The 22772-nt window shown below is 44.5% G+C and carries 25 protein-coding genes; 24 read left to right on the top strand and 1 reads right to left on the bottom strand.

Features of this window, described 5'->3' with window-relative positions:
• The first annotated feature begins 35 nt into the window (after nucleotides 1-35).
• The 14 genes from Q8N16_02665 to Q8N16_02600 all read left to right on the top strand — a co-directional run bounded on the left by Q8N16_02665 (nucleotide 36) and on the right by Q8N16_02600 (nucleotide 15274).
• Nucleotides 36-3782 (top strand): S8 family serine peptidase, encoded by a 3747-nt coding sequence (locus Q8N16_02665; protein ID MDP3093644.1) that lies wholly within the window; start codon nucleotides 36-38, stop codon nucleotides 3780-3782.
• Between the two features lie 239 nt (nucleotides 3783-4021).
• Entirely contained in the window at nucleotides 4022-4405 is a 384-nt protein-coding gene (locus Q8N16_02660) for a hypothetical protein (protein MDP3093643.1), read from the top strand.
• Between the two features lie 18 nt (nucleotides 4406-4423).
• The gene (locus tag Q8N16_02655; protein ID MDP3093642.1) at nucleotides 4424-5605 is read left to right on the top strand and encodes a pyridoxal phosphate-dependent aminotransferase; all 1182 of its coding nucleotides are present in this window, start codon (nucleotides 4424-4426) and stop codon (nucleotides 5603-5605) included.
• Between the two features lie 84 nt (nucleotides 5606-5689).
• Nucleotides 5690-6652, top strand: coding sequence for an endolytic transglycosylase MltG (gene mltG / locus Q8N16_02650; GenBank protein MDP3093641.1), 963 nt, complete (start codon nucleotides 5690-5692; stop codon nucleotides 6650-6652).
• A gap of 387 nt (nucleotides 6653-7039) precedes the next feature.
• Nucleotides 7040-7588: a hypothetical protein gene (locus Q8N16_02645; protein MDP3093640.1), complete on the top strand. Its 549-nt coding sequence runs from the start codon at nucleotides 7040-7042 to the stop codon at nucleotides 7586-7588.
• 186 nt (nucleotides 7589-7774) lie between these two features.
• Nucleotides 7775-8509, top strand: coding sequence for a hypothetical protein (locus Q8N16_02640; GenBank protein MDP3093639.1), 735 nt, complete (start codon nucleotides 7775-7777; stop codon nucleotides 8507-8509).
• 76 nt (nucleotides 8510-8585) lie between these two features.
• Nucleotides 8586-8906 (top strand): hypothetical protein, encoded by a 321-nt coding sequence (locus tag Q8N16_02635; protein MDP3093638.1) that lies wholly within the window; start codon nucleotides 8586-8588, stop codon nucleotides 8904-8906.
• Nucleotides 8863-9480 carry a nucleotidyl transferase AbiEii/AbiGii toxin family protein gene (locus Q8N16_02630; protein MDP3093637.1) on the top strand — a complete coding sequence of 206 codons (618 nt, stop codon included), beginning with the start codon at nucleotides 8863-8865 and terminating at the stop codon, nucleotides 9478-9480. The genes Q8N16_02635 and Q8N16_02630 overlap by 44 nt, the downstream gene beginning before the upstream one ends.
• Before the next feature lie 93 nt (nucleotides 9481-9573).
• Complete coding sequence (locus tag Q8N16_02625; protein ID MDP3093636.1) at nucleotides 9574-11265, top strand: CARDB domain-containing protein; 1692 nt, start codon at nucleotides 9574-9576, stop codon at nucleotides 11263-11265.
• 24 nt (nucleotides 11266-11289) lie between these two features.
• Nucleotides 11290-11877 (top strand): hypothetical protein, encoded by a 588-nt coding sequence (locus Q8N16_02620; GenBank protein ID MDP3093635.1) that lies wholly within the window; start codon nucleotides 11290-11292, stop codon nucleotides 11875-11877.
• Entirely contained in the window at nucleotides 11867-12412 is a 546-nt protein-coding gene (locus Q8N16_02615) for a histidine phosphatase family protein (protein MDP3093634.1), read from the top strand. The genes Q8N16_02620 and Q8N16_02615 overlap by 11 nt, the downstream gene beginning before the upstream one ends.
• Nucleotide 12413: 1 nt before the next feature.
• On the top strand, nucleotides 12414-13337 hold the full coding sequence (locus Q8N16_02610) for a DHH family phosphoesterase (GenBank protein ID MDP3093633.1): 924 nt from the start codon (nucleotides 12414-12416) through the stop codon (nucleotides 13335-13337).
• A 1-nt stretch (nucleotide 13338) separates the two neighbouring features.
• Complete coding sequence (locus tag Q8N16_02605) at nucleotides 13339-14496, top strand: hypothetical protein (protein ID MDP3093632.1); 1158 nt, start codon at nucleotides 13339-13341, stop codon at nucleotides 14494-14496.
• Entirely contained in the window at nucleotides 14483-15274 is a 792-nt protein-coding gene (locus Q8N16_02600) for a UbiA family prenyltransferase (GenBank protein ID MDP3093631.1), read from the top strand. The genes Q8N16_02605 and Q8N16_02600 overlap by 14 nt, the downstream gene beginning before the upstream one ends.
• Here the strand turns inward: Q8N16_02600 and Q8N16_02595 are convergent.
• Nucleotides 15249-15839, bottom strand: coding sequence for a hypothetical protein (locus tag Q8N16_02595; protein MDP3093630.1), 591 nt, complete (start codon nucleotides 15837-15839; stop codon nucleotides 15249-15251). The two genes, Q8N16_02600 and Q8N16_02595, sit on opposite strands and share 26 nt — an antisense overlap.
• A gap of 112 nt (nucleotides 15840-15951) precedes the next feature.
• On the opposite strand from Q8N16_02595, the gene Q8N16_02590 reads away from it, so the two are divergent.
• The 10 genes from Q8N16_02590 to dnaG all read left to right on the top strand — a co-directional run bounded on the left by Q8N16_02590 (nucleotide 15952) and on the right by dnaG (nucleotide 22767).
• Nucleotides 15952-16731: a Nif3-like dinuclear metal center hexameric protein gene (locus Q8N16_02590; protein MDP3093629.1), complete on the top strand. Its 780-nt coding sequence runs from the start codon at nucleotides 15952-15954 to the stop codon at nucleotides 16729-16731.
• Nucleotides 16732-16749: 18 nt separating this feature from the next.
• Nucleotides 16750-17136, top strand: coding sequence for a hypothetical protein (locus Q8N16_02585; protein MDP3093628.1), 387 nt, complete (start codon nucleotides 16750-16752; stop codon nucleotides 17134-17136).
• Between the two features lie 242 nt (nucleotides 17137-17378).
• Complete coding sequence (locus Q8N16_02580) at nucleotides 17379-17654, top strand: CopG family transcriptional regulator (protein MDP3093627.1); 276 nt, start codon at nucleotides 17379-17381, stop codon at nucleotides 17652-17654.
• 4 nt (nucleotides 17655-17658) lie between these two features.
• Nucleotides 17659-18045, top strand: a complete 387-nt coding sequence (locus Q8N16_02575; protein ID MDP3093626.1) for a PIN domain-containing protein — start codon at nucleotides 17659-17661, stop codon at nucleotides 18043-18045.
• 12 nt (nucleotides 18046-18057) lie between these two features.
• Complete coding sequence (locus Q8N16_02570; protein ID MDP3093625.1) at nucleotides 18058-18993, top strand: hypothetical protein; 936 nt, start codon at nucleotides 18058-18060, stop codon at nucleotides 18991-18993.
• Between the two features lie 15 nt (nucleotides 18994-19008).
• Nucleotides 19009-19560, top strand: coding sequence for a class IV adenylate cyclase (gene cyaB / locus Q8N16_02565; GenBank protein ID MDP3093624.1), 552 nt, complete (start codon nucleotides 19009-19011; stop codon nucleotides 19558-19560).
• Nucleotides 19557-20033: an NUDIX domain-containing protein gene (locus Q8N16_02560; protein MDP3093623.1), complete on the top strand. Its 477-nt coding sequence runs from the start codon at nucleotides 19557-19559 to the stop codon at nucleotides 20031-20033. Before cyaB ends, Q8N16_02560 begins: the two co-directional genes overlap by 4 nt.
• Before the next feature lie 7 nt (nucleotides 20034-20040).
• A complete protein-coding gene (locus tag Q8N16_02555) occupies nucleotides 20041-20514 on the top strand; it encodes an NUDIX domain-containing protein (GenBank protein ID MDP3093622.1) in 474 nt (157 codons plus the stop codon).
• Between the two features lie 6 nt (nucleotides 20515-20520).
• Nucleotides 20521-21003 (top strand): adenosine-specific kinase, encoded by a 483-nt coding sequence (locus tag Q8N16_02550; protein MDP3093621.1) that lies wholly within the window; start codon nucleotides 20521-20523, stop codon nucleotides 21001-21003.
• 3 nt (nucleotides 21004-21006) lie between these two features.
• Entirely contained in the window at nucleotides 21007-22767 is a 1761-nt protein-coding gene (dnaG, locus tag Q8N16_02545; GenBank protein ID MDP3093620.1) for a DNA primase, read from the top strand.
• The last annotated feature ends 5 nt before the right edge of the window (nucleotides 22768-22772 follow it).

Genomic DNA, 22772 nt, shown 5'->3' with positions numbered 1-22772 from the left:
TTCGCTCCGTAAATACAAATTAACCTTTTAAAAACATGACAAACCTCAAAAAGTCTATTGCTTTTGCCTCCCTGGTTTTCCTCTTGCTTTCCGGTTTTGTTCCGTCGGCTTCCGGGTTTATCAGAGACGGCAAAGAATTTTTTGCCTTGAGTCAAGACGAGGCTGCTTCTTCTGGCGTTAGTCAAGAAGAAGTATCGCGGATCTTTTTAAAAGGCCCTGACGGCCAAAAAACATTACTGGGTTATGGCCAGCCAGACATGGTTTTGGGCGACGAGTTGTTTTTGTCCAAAGACCTGTCGGAAAAATATGAAATACAAGTAGAGGAATTTAAGGGTTACATCATTGAGTTTAAGGAAAAGCCCTTGGCAGCCGTCAAGGCAGAGCGGGAAGAGGCCGTAGGGCTGAAAACTTTTTCCCTTGAAGAGTCTTTGGACAGAGCTGTCACTGAAAAAGAAAAGGAGTCCTTGCAAAAGCAGATAAACGATATCATCGGATCGGAAGACAAAAACACCAGAGCTTTGCTTTCTGTCCAGTCAGCCCTCATTAAAAAAGAGCAGATTCAGGCAGAGTCCGTGATTAAGTTCTTGGCGCCCAAAGCCAGCGTCAAGAACAAATTTGCTGTTGCCATCAACGGCGTGAGCGTTGACCAGCTTTCAGGCGAAGAGGTAAAAAAAATAGAAAACAAGGGTTATAAGGTTTCCCCCAACTACAAAGTCAAAGCTTTTTTATATGATTCCGTGCCCTTGATCAAAGCTGACAAGGTTTGGAAACTTAAAGACCAACAAGGGCGTTCAATCACTGGCCAAGGGGTAACAATCGGCATCATTGACACCGGCGTTGACTATGCCAACAGGGAATTGGGGGGCTGCTTGGGGGCAAGATGCAAGGTTCTTGGCGGCTATGACTTTGTCAATAATGACGCAGATCCCATGGACGACATGGGGCACGGCACTCACGTGGCTGCCATTGCCGCTGGCAAAGGCGCCTTAAAAGGAGTGGCGCCTGACGCCAATCTTTACGCTTACAAAGTTCTTGACGAGTTTGGCTCGGGCTATTTTGACTGGGTTATTGCGGGCATAGAAATGGCAATGGACCCGAATCAAGACGGAAATTTGTCAGACCATTTAGACGTCATTAATCTTAGCTTGGGCGCTTCCGAAGGAAATCCTGATGATCCTCTTTCCCGGGCAGTGGACAATGCAGTAGGCGCCGGAGTAGTAGCAGCCGTGGCAGCGGGCAATAGCGGCGGTTTTGCGACTATTGGTTCTCCTGGCACAGCCAAGCAAGCCATTACTGTCGGCGCCGCAGACAAGCAAGACGGCACCTCTTATTTTAGTTCTCAAGGGCCGGTATTTTGGGAAAATAAATCTATTATGAAGCCAGATATTGTCGCGCCCGGAGTTGATATCTGCGCTGCCCAGTGGGACGACTGGTTGCCAGAAGCAGAGTGCCTGGATTCTAAACATATTGCCATCAGCGGCACTTCAATGGCCACTCCGCACGTTGCCGGCGCCGCGGCTCTGATAAAACAGAAACATCCTACCTGGAAACCTTTGTATATAAAATATGCCTTGAGAAATACTGCTTTAGATATTTTGTTGCATCCCGTCGAACAAGGACTGGGCAGAATCGACGTTCTAAAGGCGGTTCAATCTAAATATCCGCCGATTGTCAAACTGAATCCTATTTCCACCAAAAAGAGGGGCACGATTAACATCAGCGGCCTTGCCAAGGGTGGAAACCTTCAAAATTACACTATTTCCTACGCTCCTCTTGTCCCTTACGATCCGTCAAAATTCATTGTTTTGGCAACCGCGCCGATTCCCCCTAATTTCAAGATATCCTATGTGCTTAATCTTAACTTAATTCCCGACGGAAAATATATTTTAAAACTGGCGGCCAAAGACAAATCTGGCCAAAGTTTCCTTGATTACGGCTATTTTGAGGTTAATAAGTGGGATATTCTCTTTCCTCTCAGTTCCGATGTGATAAGGAGCGGGGATTCAATTAAGCTTAAGGCACAAGTGTATCTCAGCGAAGCCTATTCTTTATCCTGGAGCTATTTAAAGCCGGGTGCTTCCGTCTGGACTCGGATTGCGGGCCAAGTTTGGAATACCACGAGTTTGCCGACCGGCGGATATTCCCTCAAGGCTGTTTTGAGTTATAGCGGCGGTGCCGAAGAGGAAGTGTTACGAGTTTACTTAGATAAAATGTTGAAAAAAGGCTGGCCTAAAAGAGTGAACTGGGAGGAAGTGCCAGAAGAACAGTGCGGGGGTAATTGTTATTACTGGGGAGGTTTTTTGGAACCGGCGGTCAGCGACATTAACGGCGACGGTTTCCAGGAAATAGTAGTTCTAAAAAACGGAAATCCGCCCAAGATATATGTCTATAAGTACGACGGAGCTCTTCTTTGGTCATTCGGATTCAGCGTTGTGGGCGCTAGTGGGGGCTTTACAGCGGAGAACCCTCTTATAGGAGATATTAATAACGACGGCGCGAAGGAAATTGTTATTCTTGTGAATAATGGAGAATATGATTCTCCTTGGCTTTATATTCTTGGATCTAATGGTCAACCATTGCAGCAACCCATATCCTTGGCAATGTCCAGAGTCAGCAGATTTTATATGCTAACAGCTGATTTAAATGGCGATGGCCTGCAAGAAATAGTTATTAAGCCCGATGAAGGGCGCGGGAGAAAAATGACAGTACTTGATTACAATGGAAAGATTATCGCTCAGTGGCTTTTGCCGGATAAGAATTATTATGACTATGTCGGCGGACCGGGTCCGGCAGTGGGGAATTTTGACGATGACCCGGATTTGGAAATAGTAGTAGCTGATCCTAAAAATAGTCTCAACAATAGCGAGATCAGGATATTTAACCGAGACGGCACCTTGCTGTCGGGCTGGCCCGTTACTATCCACGGCCTCATAATAAACTCTGGCCCGTCAGTCAGCGATTTAAACGGGGACGGCTTAAGCGAGATAGTGATTGCTTCGGCGCGGGGTTATTATGATGAATCTCCGGATTCTGGCGGAGTCTATGTCTTTGACAAAACCGGGAACCTTTTGCCTGGCTGGCCGCAAATGAAGGGATTTAATTTCATTGGTTCGCCTTCTCTTGGAGACCTTGACGGCGACAACGACTTGGAAATCGGCATCAGCCGTTACGAGCACGGGGAAAGTAAATATATGACATATCTTTTTCATCACGACGGTAAGCTTTTTTCCGGTTCGCCCCAGGCAACTTCTTTTGGCAATTGGCGTTCGACAATCATGGGTGACGTCAGCGGGAACGGAAAATCGGATATTTTGGCTACAGCCGGAGAATGGTTTTCTGGTGGCGGGGGAGGTTTATACGCCTGGCGCGATACGGATTTTCAATTGATGAGAGGCACTCCTTTAGGGATTGAGGAATGGGCCGAGGCGTCAGCGACCATTGCCGACGTTGACAAAGATAAGAAAGTGGAGTTGATTGCCAGTTCCGACTGGGATTTTGACACCGTAAAAAATGACATAAAGATAAGAGGTTCTTTGTATGTTTGGGATTTGTCTGCTGCGTACAATCCCGACACGATGTTCTGGCCCACTATACATCACGACGAACAAAGAACCGGCTTTCTGCCGCCTCCACTTCCGTTACCGGTAGCCCCTCCGCCAGCTAGTGGCGAGAGCGAATTTAAGGCGATAAAGAGTTTGACGTCAAATGTCTCCACCTTCGCTTTAAGACTTGTCGAAAAAATCCGAGAATGGAAAGAATATCTATCTGAGAATCGGTTCTAGACCGAGTCAGCCCGCCATGAACCACGTAGGGTTCATGGCTGCCGTGTACCCCACGTGGTACATGGCGCCATCAGCGTTTTTTATAGCGGGCGGAACACCCGACATATCAAGTATTCTACTCGCTATGAGTCGCTTTCGGCGCCTCGAAACGTGAGAGACCGAGATGTATTGATTTTAAAAAGTCGCCAGAAAGGCGCCTGCCTACCGGTAGGCAGGCTTTTTTGATAAAGTGAATAAATATGAAAGAGAACAAGCTTGCTATTCAAATCAAAAAACCGATTCAAGAAGCATTCGCCTTTCCGCTTAATCCAGCCAATACTCCGCTCTGGATAGACTCTTTTGTTAAGGAGGAAACTAATGAGTGGCCGGTTAAAGTGGGGACTATTTACAGAAATCAAAACAGAAGCGGTAAATGGTCAGAATGTGTTATGACTGGTTTTAAGGAAAACGAAATGTTTGAATTGACATCAAGAGATGGAAACTATCACGCAAGGTATACGTATAAGACAATAGATGATGCAATAACAGAGCTTGAATACTATGAATGGGTTGATAAGGGGGAAATTGAAGAACCATTTGAAATCGCAATCTTGGAGAAGCTAAAGTCGGTTTTAGAAGGTTAAGATATTATAAAATTAAACATGGACTATAAATTCACTCAGCGAGTGCAAAATGTGCCCAATGCCGGTATCGGCGCAATGATGCGATATGCGGCAAAATATCCGGATGTTATTTCTCTCGGCCAGGGGACGCCGCTTTTTCCGACACCCCAGTTTATTTATGATTATCTTCACGTGAGATCAAAGTCTGATCCGACAATCGGCCAATACTCTTTGCCTAAGATTGAAAACGAATTGAAAACACTGATAATTAAAAAGGTTGAGAGAAAACATGGTTTTGCGCCAAAACTGGAAGAAACTTATCTCACCGTGGGCGGAATCGGAGGACTGTTTTCAGCCATCATGGCTTTTTTGGAAAAAGACGATGAAGTTATTTACTTTGATCCGAGTTATCCTCTTCATCTTTCGCAGATTCGTTTGGCCCAAGCCAAACCGGTCTTTGTTTCCTACGACGAGAATAATAATTGGTCCATCGATTTAGGAAGACTGGAAAAAGCGATCACCCCAAAGACAAGAATGGTCATTCTGACCAATCCAAATAACCCGACCGGAACGGTTTTGAGTGAGGCAGAAATTAGGAGGTTGTCAGACATTATTTTGAAGAACAATTTAATCCTTGTTCTCGACGAGGCCTACGACTTTTTAACTTATGGCAAAGAATTATTCAGCCCGCTGCAGATTCCGGAATTGAGAAACAACCTCATTGTCTGCAAGAGCTTTTCCAAAGAGTTTGCCATGACCGGCTGGAGAATCGGCTATGTTTATGCCAACGCCGAGATTATCTCAAAGATCAACGACGTCCATACCTATTTCAGCATTAGTCCATCAACGCCTTCCATCGTCGCCTCCATCGCCGCTCTATCTGATCCTCGTGGCGAAGAAGCAATCAGTTATTTCAAAACGAAGTTTACCGAATCAAGACAGGCAATTTGTGAGAGATTAGAAAGATTGCCCAAACTGTTTGCATTTTCCTGGCCCGATGGAGCATATTATGCTTTCCCAAGAATAGTCGGTTTTGATATGCCAGCTCTTGATTTTGCCAAGAGGCTGGTTGATGAAGCCAAGGTGATTACAATTCCCGGAGATAGCATGGGGCCGGCCGGCAAAAACCATTTGCGGATGTCCTTTGCCGCAGATGCCAAGTTAATTCACGAGGCTTTTGATAGGATAGATAAGTTTGCTCAAAAGCACAGTCTTGTGTGATAATGAGACACTACCAAAACCCCGCTTCCGTGTCTCATTTGTCTCATTTTGCGCTAAAATCAAGAAAAACAGATTAATTTCTTCATGGGCAGAAATAAAATAATTGCAACCATCGCTGTAACGATAATTGCGGCGGCATCCGGTGTCGCCTTTTTCGTCTATCAAAGGCAGTTTGCGGCGCCGCAAAAAACAACGGAGAAAGAAAGAATCGTTATTAATCTAACCACCGCCGAAGCAGATCTTACCCCGAAACTTAAAAGCCAGGGCTATATCAGAAGCGAGTGGGCATTTAATTACGTACTAAGAAAAAAGGAGTGGCAAGGAAAAATAGAGCCGGGCGGATACATAGTTTCCAAAGCCATGAACGCTTGGCAGTTGGCAGAGGTATTGATCAACCATCCGTATCAGAAATGGGTAGCGATACCCGAAGGATTAAGAGCGGCGGAAATCGCAGAAAAATTGCAGGAGAAGCTTAACTGGAGCAATACGGCAAAAGCCGAATTTCTTTTGAATATTCGCGAGGGCTACAGTTTTCCGGATACTTATCTTCTGGATTTGGATTTTACAGGCGGGGATGTCGCAAAGAGAATGGAAAGCCAATTCAATGAAAAGACTGCCGATCTCTTTAAAAAAGCTGCAGAAAAAGATATAAGAAACGACACTTTGATAGTTTTAGCTTCGTTAGTGCAGAGAGAAGCCGCCAACGATGAGGAGATGCCGATTATCGCCGGAGTAATCTGGAACAGGTGGCTAAAAGACATGCCATTCCAAATAGACGCAACCGTGCAATATGCGTTAGGAGATCCGGAAAATTGGTGGCCGGCCATAAAACCGGAGGATTATAAGTTTGATTCGCCGTATAATACCTATATCCACAAGGGACGGCCGCCCTCGCCCATCTGCAACCCGGGATTGGCGGCAATTAATGCGGTGATCAACTCGGAAGATAGCGAATATCTCTATTATTTGCACGATAGCGAGGGACAAATTCATCTTGCCAAAACTTACGAAGAGCACCTGCAAAACATCGAAGAATACTTAAAATGAGACACGCTAAAATACCTTTTTCCGTGACTCATTTCTCGAATAAACGCCCCGATTTATCCTTCCGAAGCCTTGGCGGAGGAGGACCGAGACACCTCAAACGAGACACTGGCCAAGGCCCAAAAACCTCTTAAAATACGCTATAATAACAATTGACGACAGTCGTCAACGACAGACATTGGGGCAGGTTCTAGACCGAGTCAGCCCGCAGTCAACATTTTTTATGAGCCACTTCCGTGTCTTGAAATGCAAGAAACCGAGAGGCCTCGGTTGTTCTATATTAATATTACTATTGACAGATTTAATATTTTAGTGTCTATTATAAATAGTATTTGCTGGTGAGGAAACCTCTTAAATTTTAAAGCCAGCAAGAACGGAAGGAGGATCGTCATGGCAACAATTGTCACAGGCGGTCAGTATTATGGATTAGATGGCCAACTGTTGGAGATTAAGCGTCAGCTCCGGCAACCGAATGGTTATCCATTCGACCCGGAGGAGCTTAAGCTCCATCTACAAAAGGCTATCGAGGGTTGTTTCGGTGGCACTCCTGCTTTCTCTCGCGATCTGGCCAAGAGTGGATGGGATGTCATCGAGAATGCACAATTGCCTTGGCCTATTGCCATCGCCAACTTGGAACTCGTCTCTTTTCTGGGAAAGAACGAGAAGTATATCTCCAGCGAGGAGGTACGCAGGCGTGCCAAAGAGCTTGGCGCTAATCTCGGCCAGCGTCATGCCGAGTATCTGTTGGAACATCACAATGAGATTCCGGCAGAATGGCAGAAGTTCTGTCTCATCTTTGCCGGAACGGTTTGGCGCCACCCAGATGACAACCTCTACGTGCCTTACCTCTGTTGGCGCGGCGGGATGTGTGATCTGAACTTCTTCTTGCTTGGGTGCGACTGGGATTCCCGTGGCCGGCTGGTGCGTCAGCGCAAGTAGTTTGACCCTCTCGATCGTAGGCCTCTTAGGAATTTCGGTTCCCGAGAGGCCTCTTTATTTTTAAATATGGTATTGTAAAAATTGGATGATAGATGGTATGTATGTATGTTGTGCGAGGCTTAGCCTAGCACAAACGCCTATGATTGAAAGTCGCCGGAAAAACGAGTTTTTGATAGAATAATCTATATGAACTTAAAATCACTGTCATTATTATCCGTTATTATTGGCATAGTGGTTCTATTGGTAATAGGAGGCGGATTTTTCTATGTCAGGCGCCAGGTTTCTTTTATTTGCGACTCAATAGACAAACAAATATCTTCTTTAATTGACCCCGGAATTTCAGCAAACATTGCTATTAACCAAATCATACCCATTAAACTGGATATGTTTTTAAAAGACATTATTGATTTGAATGAAATTCTGCCCCAGACGGTTAAAATAGATCAGTATGTTCCTATAAACAAAACCTTTCATATTGAAAAAGAATTTGAGGTAAATACCAAAGTTCCCGTAAAAGGGGACCAAAAAGTTACTGTAAACATAAATGTTCCTTTTTACGGCATTTATCCGATTGAAGTTCCTTTTTCCTTGGATATGGATATCCCCGTATCTGTAAAAGTGCCGGTCAGCTTGGATATTCCCATTGATGATAATTTCAAGATAGATATGGAAATTCCTTTAAAAGACATGCTGAATATAGACCCGAACAAGAAAATACACATTGACAAAGATATTCCCGTTGACTTAAACCTGCCTGTGAACTTTTCTGCGAAAGGTCTGGAGTTGGAGCAAAAACTTGAAGATATCCACCAAATTGTTAATTTAATCAGGAAAGTATTCTTGATTCCCCAGAAAGATATTTCTGCCCCGAGGGAGAACGTTTCTATGAAAACAGTTTTCAGAGAGATTGAAATAACTTGAGGGAAGTGCGTTCAAAAGCCGCCAGAGCAGCGGTTTTGAAGTTGTCGTTTCGCTAATTTTATGTTAAAATATAAATATGACTAAGGTATTTTCAGAACAAAATAAACCTTTACCCGATTTTCGCCGCTTTTTTTGGTGGATTCAGGACCCCGGCGTCATTGACCTCGAGGAATACAAAAAAGAGATTATTTTGCAGGTTGTTAATTACGGCGGCTGGCGCCATTGGCAATGGTTAGTTAGGCATTATGGCAAGGAGACGGTTAAAGAAATTGTCCAAGAGATTCCCGAAAGCGCTTTTATGCCGCGGGTTTTAAAATTGATAAAATTGCTTTTGAAAATTAATAAGTTAAGATATGCATCTCGAAGCGATTACATCAGAGCAAAAAAGAATCTTTGAGAGATTAAAGAACTTTCCTGAATATTGTCTTGCCGGTGGCACTGCTTTGGCTTTGCAAATTGGCCATCGCCTTTCAATAGATTTTGATTTTTTTTCCGATAAGAAAATACCGCCAGGATTACTTCAAGAAGTAGAGAAAGCGTTTAAAGATTATAAAAGGGAAATTATAGTTAACAACCCGGAGCAGTTGACGGCGGTTCTTAACGGTATTCACTTAACTTTTGTCAAATATTCCTTTCCTATCATTTTCAAACTGAAAGAGCATAACGGCGTAAAATTGTTTTCTGTGCAAGAGATCGCTGCTATCAAAGCATACGTTTTAGGAAGAAGAGCAACGAAGAAAGACTATGTTGACCTCTATTTTATCCTAAAGGGAAAACATTTAACATTGCCGAAGTTAATTGATATCTGTCAAAAAAAGTATGGAAGAGAATTCGAGCCAAGATTGTTTTTGGAACAGCTGGTTTATTTGAAAGATATCAAAGACACGGAGATTATCTTTTTGGGAGAGAAAATCGGCAAGGCGAAAATGGAAGAGTTTTTCAAAAAAGCGATCGGTCAAATAAAACTGTAAAAACCAGCGTTTTTAGTTATCAAGATCGCCAGAAAGGCGATTTTTTTGATCTGTTGTTTTTGCCTCAGTCTTTTGTTCTGCTATAATCAAACAATGGTTCATAAACTTTCCGCAAAACAAATCAGCTTAATCGTTATTATTCTTTCAACTCTTTTTTTGGGCGCAGCTGGCCAGGCTTTGGCTACAGATACCGAAGATTTCGAGAAACAACTCGCGCTTTTAAAGAAACAGATTGTTGATGCTCAAGTTAAGATTGCCAGGCAGAATGGCAGAAGCGGGATTCCGCCTGATTTTGTTTTTACCGGCGGTTTAAAAATCGGCGACTACGGCCAAGAAATTGTTAATCTGCAGCTTATTTTAAAAGAGGAAGGGTTTTTCTGCAAAAAATGCTTTGTCACTGGCTATTTTGGCCAAGGCACCCGGCAGGGAGTGGCAGCCTTCCAGCAAAAATATGCCGATGAGATTTTGACTCTCCAAGGATTGTCTAAGGGAAGCGGCGTGGTTGATGATTTGACTTTGGCAAAGCTCAATAAGCTTTTGAAAAAGAACGCTGCTTTGCCAGCTGGAGCTTGCGTTTTGCTTTCTCCTTCTGCGCCCTCGCTTTCTCTGCCCGCAGACAATGCTATCAGTCTACCCCTTTCTTTTGATCTCGCCTGGGGTCCGCCTTCTTCCTGGGGCCGGGGATGTCCCGACAACAAAGGATACCGCCTCCAGCTTGACGACAACAGTGATTTTTCCAGCCCCTTGATTAATGTATTGTTGCCATTAAACCAGCTTTCTTATGAAGTTTCGCCCGGCCTGCTCTCGGGAGACATGATTTATCATTGGCGATTAAGGGCTGAAAACGGCTCTCTGGCTGGCGATTATGCCTTACGGAGGTTTGGCGTTTCCTTTTCTCCGGCCCTGAACCTGAGAGTGAACGACTCAAGGGGCCCGATTACGGTGAACTACAATAATTCTGTCACTCTTTCCTGGAATACTGCCGACTCAACAAGCTGTCTTGCTTCGGGAGATTGGAGCGGCGACAAAGGGGTTTCGGGATCTGAAATAATTAAAAATCTGACCAGCTCAAAGAAATTCAAGCTGACTTGCGCCGGCCTGGGCGGTTCAGACGAAGCCATGGTTGAAGTCGAGGTTTTGCCCTTGCCGACGCTTTTTCTAGATTTGAAAGCCGCTTTGGACGGCCAGGCTTGGCAAGAGGGATTGGCAGGGCAGATTCCTTTAAACGGAGCAGATGTCAGCCTGGTTGTTTCCGGGAATACCGTTGGCCCGATCACTTACAAGCTCGATTGCGCTTCAGACGGCATTTGGGACAAGGTTTTTCCCAAAGCGTCCGAGGATTCAATAATAATTTCTGATATTTGCGATTATTCTGTCTTGGGCACGTATTTACTTTGGGCGAGGGCGGAAAGGGGCGGTTTGGCCGCCGAGAAATCTTTGACAGTTTCTGCTTTTGCCGTTCCGGTTCTTGATTGGCAAGTCCTTTCTATTGATAGAAATCCTAAAACGTCCCTCAAGGCGGGTGACAGCGTTGTTTATGCTGCTAAGGTTGTTAATCGGGGTCCGGCTTCTATCCAAGAGTTTAAATATTACTGGCTGGCAGATTACATATCTCAAGTTTCCGGAAGATTACCGGGCTTAAAAGCCGGCGAAACAGCCACTGTTTTTTACCGAACGACTTTTCCAGCCGCGCCAAAAAAGATCGAGTTTCTTTTAGATCCCAACAACGAGATCCTTGAGGCGTCTAAATCTAACAATTCCTTGACCATTGGGTCTGGCGATTAAAATCTTTAGCAGTCACAGGCTAATATGTTTCAATACCTAGTTTTTGTCGGCGCTGCCGCCACTTTGTTTGGTGCTTTGGCCTATATAAAAGGAACTTTGGCCGGCCGGACAAAGCCGAATAGAATCACTTGGCTGATGTGGGCCGTCGCTCCTTTGATTGCTTTTGCCGCCGGTCTTTCTGACGGCGTTGGTTGGGCCATTTTGCCGGTTTTCACAGCCGGTTTTTTTCCTTTAATAATATTTCTAGTTTCTTTTGTTAACCCAAACGCTTATTGGAAACTTCAAATATTTGATTATATCTGCGGCCTTTTCTCAATTTTGGCTTTAGTTTTATGGGCTATTACCAAAAATCCAAATATCGCCATTGTTTTTGCTATTGTCAGCGATGCTTTCGCCGGGATGCCGACTTTAATTAAAGCCTGGCAACGTCCGGAAACAGAGTCAGGCCTTATTTATTTGACAAGCGCCTTCAGCGCTTTGACCGGCTTGATAGCGGTAAAAAATTGGATGTTTTCGGAATACGCTTTTAATATCTATCTTTTTTTAATTGGTGTTTTACTCACGGGCGCTGTATATCATAAAAGAATAATTCGTAAAACTTATGGCGGTTAAGCTTATTTATTTCGTTCATGGAACGACGACGGACAATGAAAAGGGTATTTCTTCGGGTTGGTATGATGTTGAGCTTTCCGAATTGGGAGTTCGGCAATCGATTGATTTGAAAGATAAAATTAAAGATAGGCGTTTTGATGTTGTCTTTTGTTCTGATCTGAAAAGAGCGGTTGAGTCGGCAAGATTGACTTTTGAGGGGACGGCGCCGATTGTTCAAGACAAAAGGTTGCGAGAGTGCAATTATGGCGATTATAATGCTAAACCGTCAACGATTGTCGAACCGATGCAGGAGAAATGCATTGTTGAAAAGTTTCCCGCAGGCGAAAGTTATGAAGACGTTAAAAGCCGGCTGGCTGATTTTCTCAATTTTCTGAAAGAAAATTATGACGGTAAGACCATTGCCATTGTCGCCCACAAAGCCCCGCAGCTCGCCTTAGATGTTTTGTTAAAAAATAAGACTTGGGAGCAGGCGTTTACCGAGGATTGGAGAAAAAGAAAGGCGCGGCAACCCGGCTGGGAGTATAACTTAGAATAAAATGATTTTAGTCACCACTTATATTAATCCCGATTTGGACGGATTTTCTGCGGCGATTGCCTATGCCGAATTTTTGAATAAAACCGGAAAACCCGCTACAGCGGGCTTTTTCGGCGAGTATCAGACAGAAGTGAAATTCGCTGCCCAAAAATTCGGAATTAATTTGCCTTCGTCTTTGGAGAATTATGGCGATTTTGAGCAAATTGTTTTGGTTGACGTCAGTGATTTGAAACGGTTGGATAAAAACATCGATCCGCAGAAAGTGATTGAGGTAATTGATCATCGCCAAGTTAATGATTTTACCACTTTTCCCAACGCCAAGTTTTTGGTGGAGACAATCGGCGCTTCGGCGACGTTGGTCGCGGAAAAAATCGCCAAAAGCGGCGTTGAGATTTCCAGCGAGGCGGCCAAATTACTCTCTGCGGCAATCGTTTATCACACTATTAATTTTCAGGCGCCCGACGCTATCCAGCGAGACAAAGACATTTTTGAATGGCTGAAAGGGAAATGCGATTTTCCAAAAAGTTTTCTCCAAGAGGTATTTTTGGCGAAGTCGGATTTGGTCGGAGAAAAACTGGGGCGGGCGATTGAAAACGATTTGAAGCAATTTGAGTTTGCCGGCAGAAAAGTCGTTATCGCCCAGTTAGAGATTGTTAACGGGGAGGTTTTGGTGCGAGATCGTGAACAAGAAATTATTGATAAGCTCGCAGAGCTTAAAAATAAATTGAAAACAGATTTTATTTTCCTTGTAATTATTGATTTGGAAAAATTAATTGATATTTTTGTCTGCGGGGAAGCGAAAACCCGAGATTTACTGAAAGCAGTTTCCGGCGTAGAGTTTAAGAATAACGTTGCCATAACTGAAAAATTGATTTTCAGGAAGGTTTTAGCCCTATATTTAAAAGAGCATTTTGAAAGGAAATAGGATGAAAACTAACAGATTTTTATACATTACTTCTTTGGCCGCGGCCGCCCTTGTTTTGAGATTTGTCTTTGTCGGATTTTTTGCTTACGACAACTTTTTCGTGAAGCTGGCCGCCGTCATAATAATCTTGGGAGCGGGCAGCGCTTTTGTTTTGAGGGGCACGGCCAAAGTCATTGAAGAGACAACCGAGGTGCTTTCGGAAAAAACCAAGCTGGCAGGCGGGCTCTTACAGTCGTTCGGCACCGCTTTCCCGGACATGGTCTTGGGCGTGATCGCCGCTTTGGTGAGTCTGCGCCTCAAGAACACTGATTATGCCCGGGCGGTCAATTTTGCCATCATTGCCGCGGCTACCACTTTTGGATCTAATATTTATAACATCGGGCACGCGGCCTGGTGCATTTTCAGGCAGAATCTGGCCAACGCCCAAAATAATGCGGTTTTAATGTTTCCTTTTTCCAAAAAAGGCGGAAGCGTCTTGCCCATAAATCAACACCATTTAAAGCCGAGTCTAGCCGAGTTTGACGTTGCCATAGATGTTTCCAACGCCCTGACTCTTTTGACCGCGGTCGTGGCCATGAGCATGGTTTTATTCGGCCAGATTAAAAATCCGCCCCCTGGTTTTGCCGGCGACCTTTACCAGCTGATAAAGCCGGTCGGCTTTGCGGTTTTCGCTCTGGCCGTGTTTGTGCTTTATCGTTTCCGCAAAAACAAGAGGCGGACAGATTCTAAAAGTGAGGAGGAGGAAAATTATTACCGGCACAGGTCAGCTTTCACGCTTTGGTCTAGTTTATTGGCAGCGGGAGCGACTATACTATTTGTGGCCGAGAGTATGGTCAGAGCGATTGAGGTTTTTTGTGAAATAACCGGCATTCCTTTTGTCATCGCCGGAGTTTTAGCCGGCGTCATCGGTTGCTTGGGCGAAATGATTGTCATCCATAATTTTTCCGTTAATCCTAAGGGCCGTTTGGGAGACGCGGTCGTGGGCGTGGCCATGGATAATATTGTCACTATCTTAGGCGCTTCTTTGGTGGCGATTATGGGCGGGATTTTTCTGGGAGGCAACGCTTTGATCTTGATTTTCGTCGTTATTCTGACTCTGAACACGGTTTTGATCTGGCAGATTTCCCGGCTCAAGAATTATTTCCTTGCCGCAACTTAAAGTGAAAAGCCTTTCTACAGTCAAAGTCGTAAATCTATTGAAGTTTCTTCGCGTCCATAGGGCGCTTAACTTTGTCCATGTTTTGATTGGCATGCTGGTGGTCAAAGGCGCAGATTTTGGCCTTCCCGACACCCTGCTTTTTCTAAAAGCCTGGCTGATTTTCTTTTTCCTTCTTTATTGCGGCTTGTACGGCTTTAACAATTATTTCGATGCAGAGGAGGACAAGAAAAATGGTTTAAAAAACGACCGGGTTTTTGCCCGCGGTCTGATCGGGGAAAAGACAGCCATGGCAGCGATTGTCCTTCTCATTACCGCCTCTTTTCTGGCGACTTGGCTGTTTTTGAGGCAGGCTCTGTGGTTTTGGTTTTTCTTTCTGATCGCCAACGTCCTACACACCCTGGTTCTCAAAAGAATAAATTTGTTTCTAGCCTATTTTGTCACCAGCATAACCCATCCGGCCAAATTCGCCTTGGGCCTTTTTCTCGCCGGCGGCAGGATTCTTGATTTCTGGCCGATTCTTTTGATGATTTGGATGGGATTGTTTTCCTGCCTGACTCTCAAGGTTGACCACGAAGAACCAGATTACAAAAAAAGCGGCCTTGGCCGCTGGCTGCGCTTAATCGGTCTTTCCGTCTGGCTGGCTTGCGGAATTCTCCTTTTATCAAGCAAAACCACTCTTTCTTTGGCCGCCGCCTACTATTTTTTGCATTACGGAGCGATCGTGGCCGGCTACTATCTGTTTTCAAAAGACGTCATTTCTTTTCCGAGAATAGGATAGGCAGGTCCGGCAGGGAAGCAAGGGTTCTTATGGTCGGGACCTTTGCCGGTTGTGTGTTAAAACGGTCTATCAGGAACGATTGGATTCCAAGACCAGAAAGCTTCTTGATCAGTTTTGGCTTGTTGTCGACAAAAATCACGTTTTCCAGGCCGCAGGAATCAACGATCTTTTTTACGAGCCTGAATTTCCGCCTCGAGAGGTAAAGGAGTTCGGGTTCAAAAAAGTTTATCAGGCCGGACAGCTTTAGTTTTATCATCTGTTTTTTGGGATTAGCTTCAGACCAAGCGCCGAGCTTTGCCGTATTTTTGAGAGCCTGCAGGGCCGGCAGAGCATCGGGGAAAAGAGCTTTTTGGTAATAGGCGGGGTCGAGAAAGGAACCTGTCAGCTGCGAGGCGTCGATCTTTTCCGGCGTGGTGGTGATAAAATGCCGCGCAGCTTTCAAATCCTTTTTCAGCGCCCGAAGAGAAAAACTAAAAAGATCTTTTTTAAGCTTTGCAAAAACCATTCTTTCGAACTTGCGGCAGTCAAAAAGGGTAAAATCGATGTCGAAAAATACGTATTTCATGTTCGGTTGAATAGATCATTTTAGCAAAAATCCGCAAAACTTTCTATGAGAAAAAATATGACAAAGTTGAAAATCCGGAGTATTATAAACTATGCAAATTAACTCATAAAAGATGGTCAAACGCGACGAAATAATAAAATTCATTTATCAAATCATTGGCAAGGGCCTGCTGGAAAAAGCGGCCAAGATTGACGAAGTCGCCAACGGCGTCCAGATTCTGGGCAAAGAGCAAGTCAACAGAGTTGCCTTGGGCGCCAGCTTGAACGAAGAGTTCTTAAAAGAAGCGGTGAAACGCGGCGCAGATTTTTGCATTTTTCATCATGGTTTTGACCCGAGAGTCTTCAAGTCGCGCTTTTCGCTTTCGGCGCAGAAAAGGCTGCGGCTTATTTTCAAAAACGACTTAACCATTGCCAGCTTTCATTTTTGTTTGGATGCTCATCCGCAAATCGGCAATAACGCCACGATCATCAAAAGATTGGGGGCGAAAATTATCGGTCAGTTCTGGGGAGAGGGTTGGGGTTTCGTCGCCAAATTTGCCAGACCGCAATCTTCGGCCGCGCTTAAAAACAAATGCGCTAAAATTTTTAATCACGAGATTTCCGCGTTTCTGGCTAATTCTAAACCGATCAAAACTATTGCCGTTGTTTCCGGCGGCGCTAAACCGAATGTTGAGAATGTGGCGGCAATGGAGGAGCAAGGAGTGGAGCTTTTTATCAGTGGAGAAACACACGAAGATTCTCCTCATAAAATGAAAGAATCAGGCATTAATTATTTTGTCTGCGGCCACTACAACACCGAGGTTTTCGGAATCCAGGAGCTTGGCAGAAGGATTAAAGCGAGATTCAAAGATCGCCTGAAGGTCGAGTTTATTGATATTCCTAACCCGATTTAGTGTTAAAATCTTTAATTTATGGAAGGAGTAGAAATAATCAAACTAAAGCTGGTTAAAAAAGACGCCAGGGGATCGACTTTTCAGTTTGATAACCGCAATTCTTCCAAGTTACTTTTGGCCAAAAGGAAAAAAGGAAGCGTAAGCGGTAGGCATTTTCATACGGGTAAGAGCCGGATGAAAAATCCTGAAACGATGGTAATTATAGACGGTAAATTTCAGATTGTCTTAAAGAATGTGAAAACCGGAGAACAATTCAGGAAAACCTGTGCCAGTCCAGTCATGTTTAAGATAGACCCATATATTTACCATGAGGTGCGGGCCTTAACAGATATTTTGTTGATTGACATGAACGCCATTAACGATGATAAGGGAGATACTGTTAGAGGTTTCCCAGCAAGAAATTAATATTGACTTATGCTCTCATTGACGACAGTCGTCAATGGACTACAAGAAATTGGTTATATTAGAAAATGGTCACTAATTTCAAATTTCTATTTTCTATTAACTATTTTCCATTTTCTTACTAGTTGCTTAACCAGGTTAAGCACACGTCCTATGCCTGACTTTTTTAAAGCGCTAAGTGTATCATATGTCATGAACCAGTACATGGGGTTGACAGAGTACTGTATATACATTAATGTGGAAGTATGGCAAACGTTAATTCTATTTCCGCAAGGAGAACGCAAATTTATTTGCCCGAAGAGATGTATTCGGCCTTAAAAAAAACTGCCAAGCAAAGAGGTTTATCTATGGCAGCGGTCATCAGAGGCGCTTTAAGAGCGAAGGTTTTTTCAATGAGCGAGAGGGAAAGCCAGAAGCACGATTGGGACGATTTGATGGGATTAGCGGGGATAATCAAGAGAGGCCCGCGGGATATGTCAGAAAATATAAGCAAATATATTAGCCGTCTCTACAAAAAATAACAAGATGGAAGCTGTTTTAGATACAAGCGGCTGGTATGCTTTTGTTTTGAAGCGAGATAAATTTCACGAGTTGGCGGTGAAGTTTTTGAATAGCCGGCCTTATTTAGTTTTACCCTATCCAGTTCTTGAAGAATTGATTGCTTTATTGCACCACAGAGAGGGGAAGCAGCTGACAATAAAGATTATTGATAAACTAAGGAATTCTCAGGCTGTCAAAATCGTTCATTTTGATGAAGAAAAAGAAAAACAGATATGGGAACACTACAAAAACATAGGGAGGCAAATTGACTATGTTGATGCGGCTGTTATTTTCCTTGCTCAAAAACTAGATTTACCGGTTTTCGGTTTCGATAAACACTTTAAAAATCTGCGCTTAAAACTCATTCCCTAATCTGGTTTAATCATGAAAAAGAATTACGCCGTCATTGACATTGGTACGCTCAAGGTAAAGTTTCTGATTGCCTCGGTTTCGGCCGTCGGGGATTTCAGGCAGGTTTATTTCTCCAACGAGCTGACTTGTTTTGGCGTGGGATTAGATGAGCATCAGGGCATGGTTCAGGAAAAATATATTGAAGCAACAATCCAGGAATTGCTTCACTGCAAGCAGTTGCTAAAGGATTATCAGGTGGATGGATTGAGGGTCGTCTCCACTCACGCGATGCGCCGGGCAAAAAATAAAGAAGAGATTATCGCCAGGATTTTAAAAGAAACCGGATTTGAAGTTGAGAACATTTCTCAAGACGAAGAAGCGAAATTGTTTTTCAAGGGCGTTATCAGCGGGTTTGAGACAGATAAAGATTATGCCATTGTTGACATGGGCGGCGGCTCGGTCCAGATTCTGGTCGGCAACAGGAAAGAACTGAAAAAAGCACATTTGATCCAAACCGGAGCCCAATTCCTCCACGACAATTTCACCACTAATCCTCACGAGGAAACCAGCCTTACCACGAAAGCTGATCTTGAAAGAATGCGCTGCTATATAGTTGAGCAGCTTTTGCCTCTCAGGGGCATTGGCGACCTGCCGCTTATTTACGGCTCTTCCAATATCATTGATTTAATGAAGGCGATGGGCATTCCGATGGAGGAAAACCCGGAATCAAAAACCCATCCTTATCTGACTTATTCCAAATACTTGGGAGAGTTTATAAGAAAAATTACCCCCTTGAACTACAGGGAAAGAGGAGAGAGGTTTCCTTTTCAGAAAGGTTATGTCTGGGGCATTGATAAGGCTTTCCTCAATATCATCACCATGGCCGAGTATTTTCCCAGCTCCTATATTATTCCCAGCAACGCTAACATCGCCTGGGGCCTGATTTATAATCTTGCCTCGGAGTCTTAAATATCCATAGGAATTATGATTGAAGTTGAGATAAGGGCCAAAGTCCAAGATTTTGAACCCGTAAAAAGACAGCTTAAAAGCCTGGAGGCAGAGCTTTTAAAAACGGAAAAACAGGTCGATCACATTTTCGGCAGAGCCAAAGACTTAGACGAAGAACATAAAATCATCGAGGGTCATTTTGTTGCCCGCATCAGAGAAAGAAACGACAAGATTTCGGTTGAATTCAAAGAGATCAGACGGACAGGGGCTGGCCTAGAATTCAGCTCTCCGCTTTCGAGTCTGGAGGCCGGCTTAAACTTCCTGGGAAAACTTGATTTTAAAAAAGCCTTTGTCGTTTCCAAGCTAAGGGAGATTTATAGGTATCAAGATTTTGAGATTTGCCTTGATGATGTTGACGGGCTTGGGCTTTTTCTTGAGATTGAGCATTCAGACAGGGAAGATAACGATAAAACAGAGGCTTTAAAAGAATGTCAGAGCTTGCTGAATTCGATTGCCCCAGGGGCCCTTATTGAGCCTAAAAAGTACGGCGACCTGATGCAAGAGGTGATAAATAAAGAGAATTCATGAAGAGAGAATTTTCCGCTGGCGGCATCGTATATAAAAAGATAGGAAGTGAAAGCGACGAGCTTTCATCCCGAGGCCGAGCCGAGGGAGAGGTTTTATGGCTGATTCGCCGGCCGACAGGCAGCCGCGGCTACCGAGGCAACCTTGGCTGGTCTTTTCCGAAAGGCTGGCCCGAACAGGGCGAAAGTCCAGAGGAAACGGCTCTCAGGGAAACCGCCGAGGAGGGCGGGGTCAGGGCAAAGATCGTCAAGCCGCTGCCCGAAGTCAAATTCTTTTTCAAAGATTACGAAACCGGCCAGACGATTGAGAAAACGGTCAGCTATTTTCTGATGGAGTGGCTTGAAGACCTGGCCGAGGGTTTTTGCTGGGAAACCAAGGAAGCCAGGTGGGTTGGCTTCAGAGAGGCGCAAAAACTCCTGGCTTACGAGAACGATAAAGAATTATTAAAACAAGCGGCGGAAAAAATTATCTCATAAAGATATTATGGAAACGCAGAATATTGAGCTTCATCGGGTAGTCGTCACCGCGATTATTCATAAAGACGGCAAGTTTTTGATTACTAAGCGTTCGCCCGAGAAAAAAGTTTGGCCTAACCGCTGGACCGTGCCCGGGGGAGGATTGGAAGCAGATGATTATATTCATACTCCGCCCACGACTTCTAACGGCATCTGGTATCGCGCCTTAGAAAACACTTTGCGCCGCGAAGTTAAGGAAGAAGTCGGCGTGGAAATGGGGAAGATTGATTACTTGCTTGATTTGGTGTTTATCCGGCCCGACAAGGTTCCGGTTCTAACTTTAAGTTTTTACTCGCCTTGGAAGTCCGGAGAAGTGGCGCTTAACAGCGAAAATGCGGATTACGCCTGGGTGGCTTATAAAAAAATAAAGGATTATGATTTAATTGAAGGCATTCCCGACGAGATCAAATTAGTTGACGAAATTTTAAAGAATAACAATTAAGGCACTATGGAAACTCTAATTGTCAAAATTAAAAAACCGGCAGAAATTAACTTTATCCTCGCCCAGTCGCATTTTATAAAGACGGTTGAGGATGTTCACGAGGCTTTGGCAGAGGCGGTGCCCGGCGCCAAGTTCGGATTGGCCTTTTGCGAGTCGTCGGGCGACCGGAAAATCCGTTTTTCCGGCACCGACCAGGAAATGATTGATTTGGCGGTGGAAAACGCCAAAAACCTGGGAGCCGGCCATTCACTTTTGATTTTTCTTAAAAATGTCTATCCGGTGAACGTTCTCAACCGTTTGAAGCAGGTTTCGGAAATTTGCCGCATTTTTTGCGCCACGGCTAATTCTGTTGAAGTAATAGTGGCTAGAACCGAGCAGGGAAATGGGATTTTGGGAGTAATAGACGGTGGATCCCCTTTGGGCGTGGAAAACGACGAAGAAAAAGAAAACCGCAAATCCTTATTAAGAAAATTTGGTTATAAGTTGTAAAAAATGATTTCTTCTCCTATTGATGATATTAAATCGCGGCTGGACGTGGTTGAGGTGATTTCCAGCTACATCAAGCTGCAAAAAACAGGAGCGAACTGGCGGGCGGTCTGCCCTTTTCATAGCGAGAAAACGCCGTCGTTTTTCGTTTCTCCGGCCCGTCAAATCTGGCATTGTTTTGGATGCGGTTCTGGCACCACTATCTTTGATTTTGTAATGAAAATAGAGGGTATAGAATTCGGCGACGCTTTGCGTCTGCTTGCCCAAAAAGCGGGCGTAGAATTAAAGCCATTTCATCCCGAGTCAAAAGAATTGGCCACGGCAAGAGTCCGGCTTTACGAGATTCTGGAACTGGCCTGCCAGTTTTTTGAAAAACAATTAGAAGGCAAGACCATTGGCGCTGAAGCGAGAAAATATCTTTTGGGCCGGAGCATTTCCGAAGAGTCAATTAAGAAATGGCGTTTGGGCTACAGCCCTGATGTCTGGCAGGGTTTGATTGATTTTTTGGCCAGCCGCGGTTACGGACAACCAGAGATAGAAAACGCGGGTTTGGCGATCAAAAAAGATGCAGGCGGTTTTTACGACCGTTTTCGCGGCCGGATTATGTTCCCCATTTTTGACATTAATTCCCAGGTGATCGGCTTTGGCGGCCGGGTTTTTGCCAAGAAAGACGAAAAGGAGATTGCCAAGTACATCAACACTCCGGCCACTCTGCTTTATGATAAGAGCCGCACTCTTTACGGCTTAGACAAGGGCAAAGTCGAGGTTCGCAAGAAAGACTTTTGCATCTTGGTCGAGGGCTACACCGACGCCATTCTTTCCCATCAGACAGGAATTATCAATGTCGTGGCCTCTTCGGGCACGGCCCTGACCCCTTGGCAGTTAAAGATCTTGAGGAGATATACTGAAAATCTTCACATCTCTTTTGATATGGACATCGCCGGCGACTCGGCCACCAAAAGGGGCATTGACCTGGCTTTGTCGCAAGGCTTCAATATTAAGGTCATTGTTCTGCCGGAAGGCAAAGATCCGGCCGAGTTGATCGCTAAAATCCCTCAGGCCTGGGAAAAGGCGATTCAAGAAGCCAAATCAATTCTTGAGTTCTATTTTGACAGCACTTTAGCCAAGTTCGACAAGAGCAAGGTCGAGGGCAAAAAAGAGATTTCCCGGATTATCCTGCCGGTGATCAAGAAAATCCCCAATAAGATTGAGCAGACTTTCTGGCTGCAGAGGCTGGCAAAAGAGATTAATGCCAGAGAAGAGGATTTGGCCGAGGAAATGGCCAAGGTAAGGCTCGAAGAAGACGTCCTGGGATTGGAGCCGGAAGAAATCATCAACCTGCCCCAGAGGACAAGGAGAGACTTGCTCGAAGAGAGGCTGATCACCCTTTTTATGAAGAGCCGGAAGAGCTGCGACAAGCTTTCGGTTGAGGACCTTGAGTTTTTGACGGAAGACTGCCGGAGGATCGTCTCTGTTTTCCAAGAAGCAGAGGATAATGAAGCGGCCATGAAAAAGCTCGACCAAAAAGATTCGGATAAGGCGAATTATCTTTTTTTGAAGACGGAGATGCTTGAGGAGATTTCCGAAAAGGACCAGGGCATTGATTTTAAGGATTGTTTGCGGGAGATTAAGAGCATGGAAATCAAATCAAAGCTGGAAAAGCTTTCCCAAGAGCTGAAGGCGGCCGAAAGCGAAAAAGACGCCAAAAAAATCAGCTCTTTGGTCAAGGAATTCCATCAAATAACAAAAAAGCTTTCAGAGATTTAAACCCC

It is taken from the genome of bacterium (assembly GCA_030693425.1).
In the GTDB taxonomy this organism is placed as follows: domain Bacteria; phylum Patescibacteriota; class Minisyncoccia; order Minisyncoccales; family GWA2-46-15; genus GWA2-46-15.
This window is presented reverse-complemented; position numbering and strand designations above follow the sequence as displayed.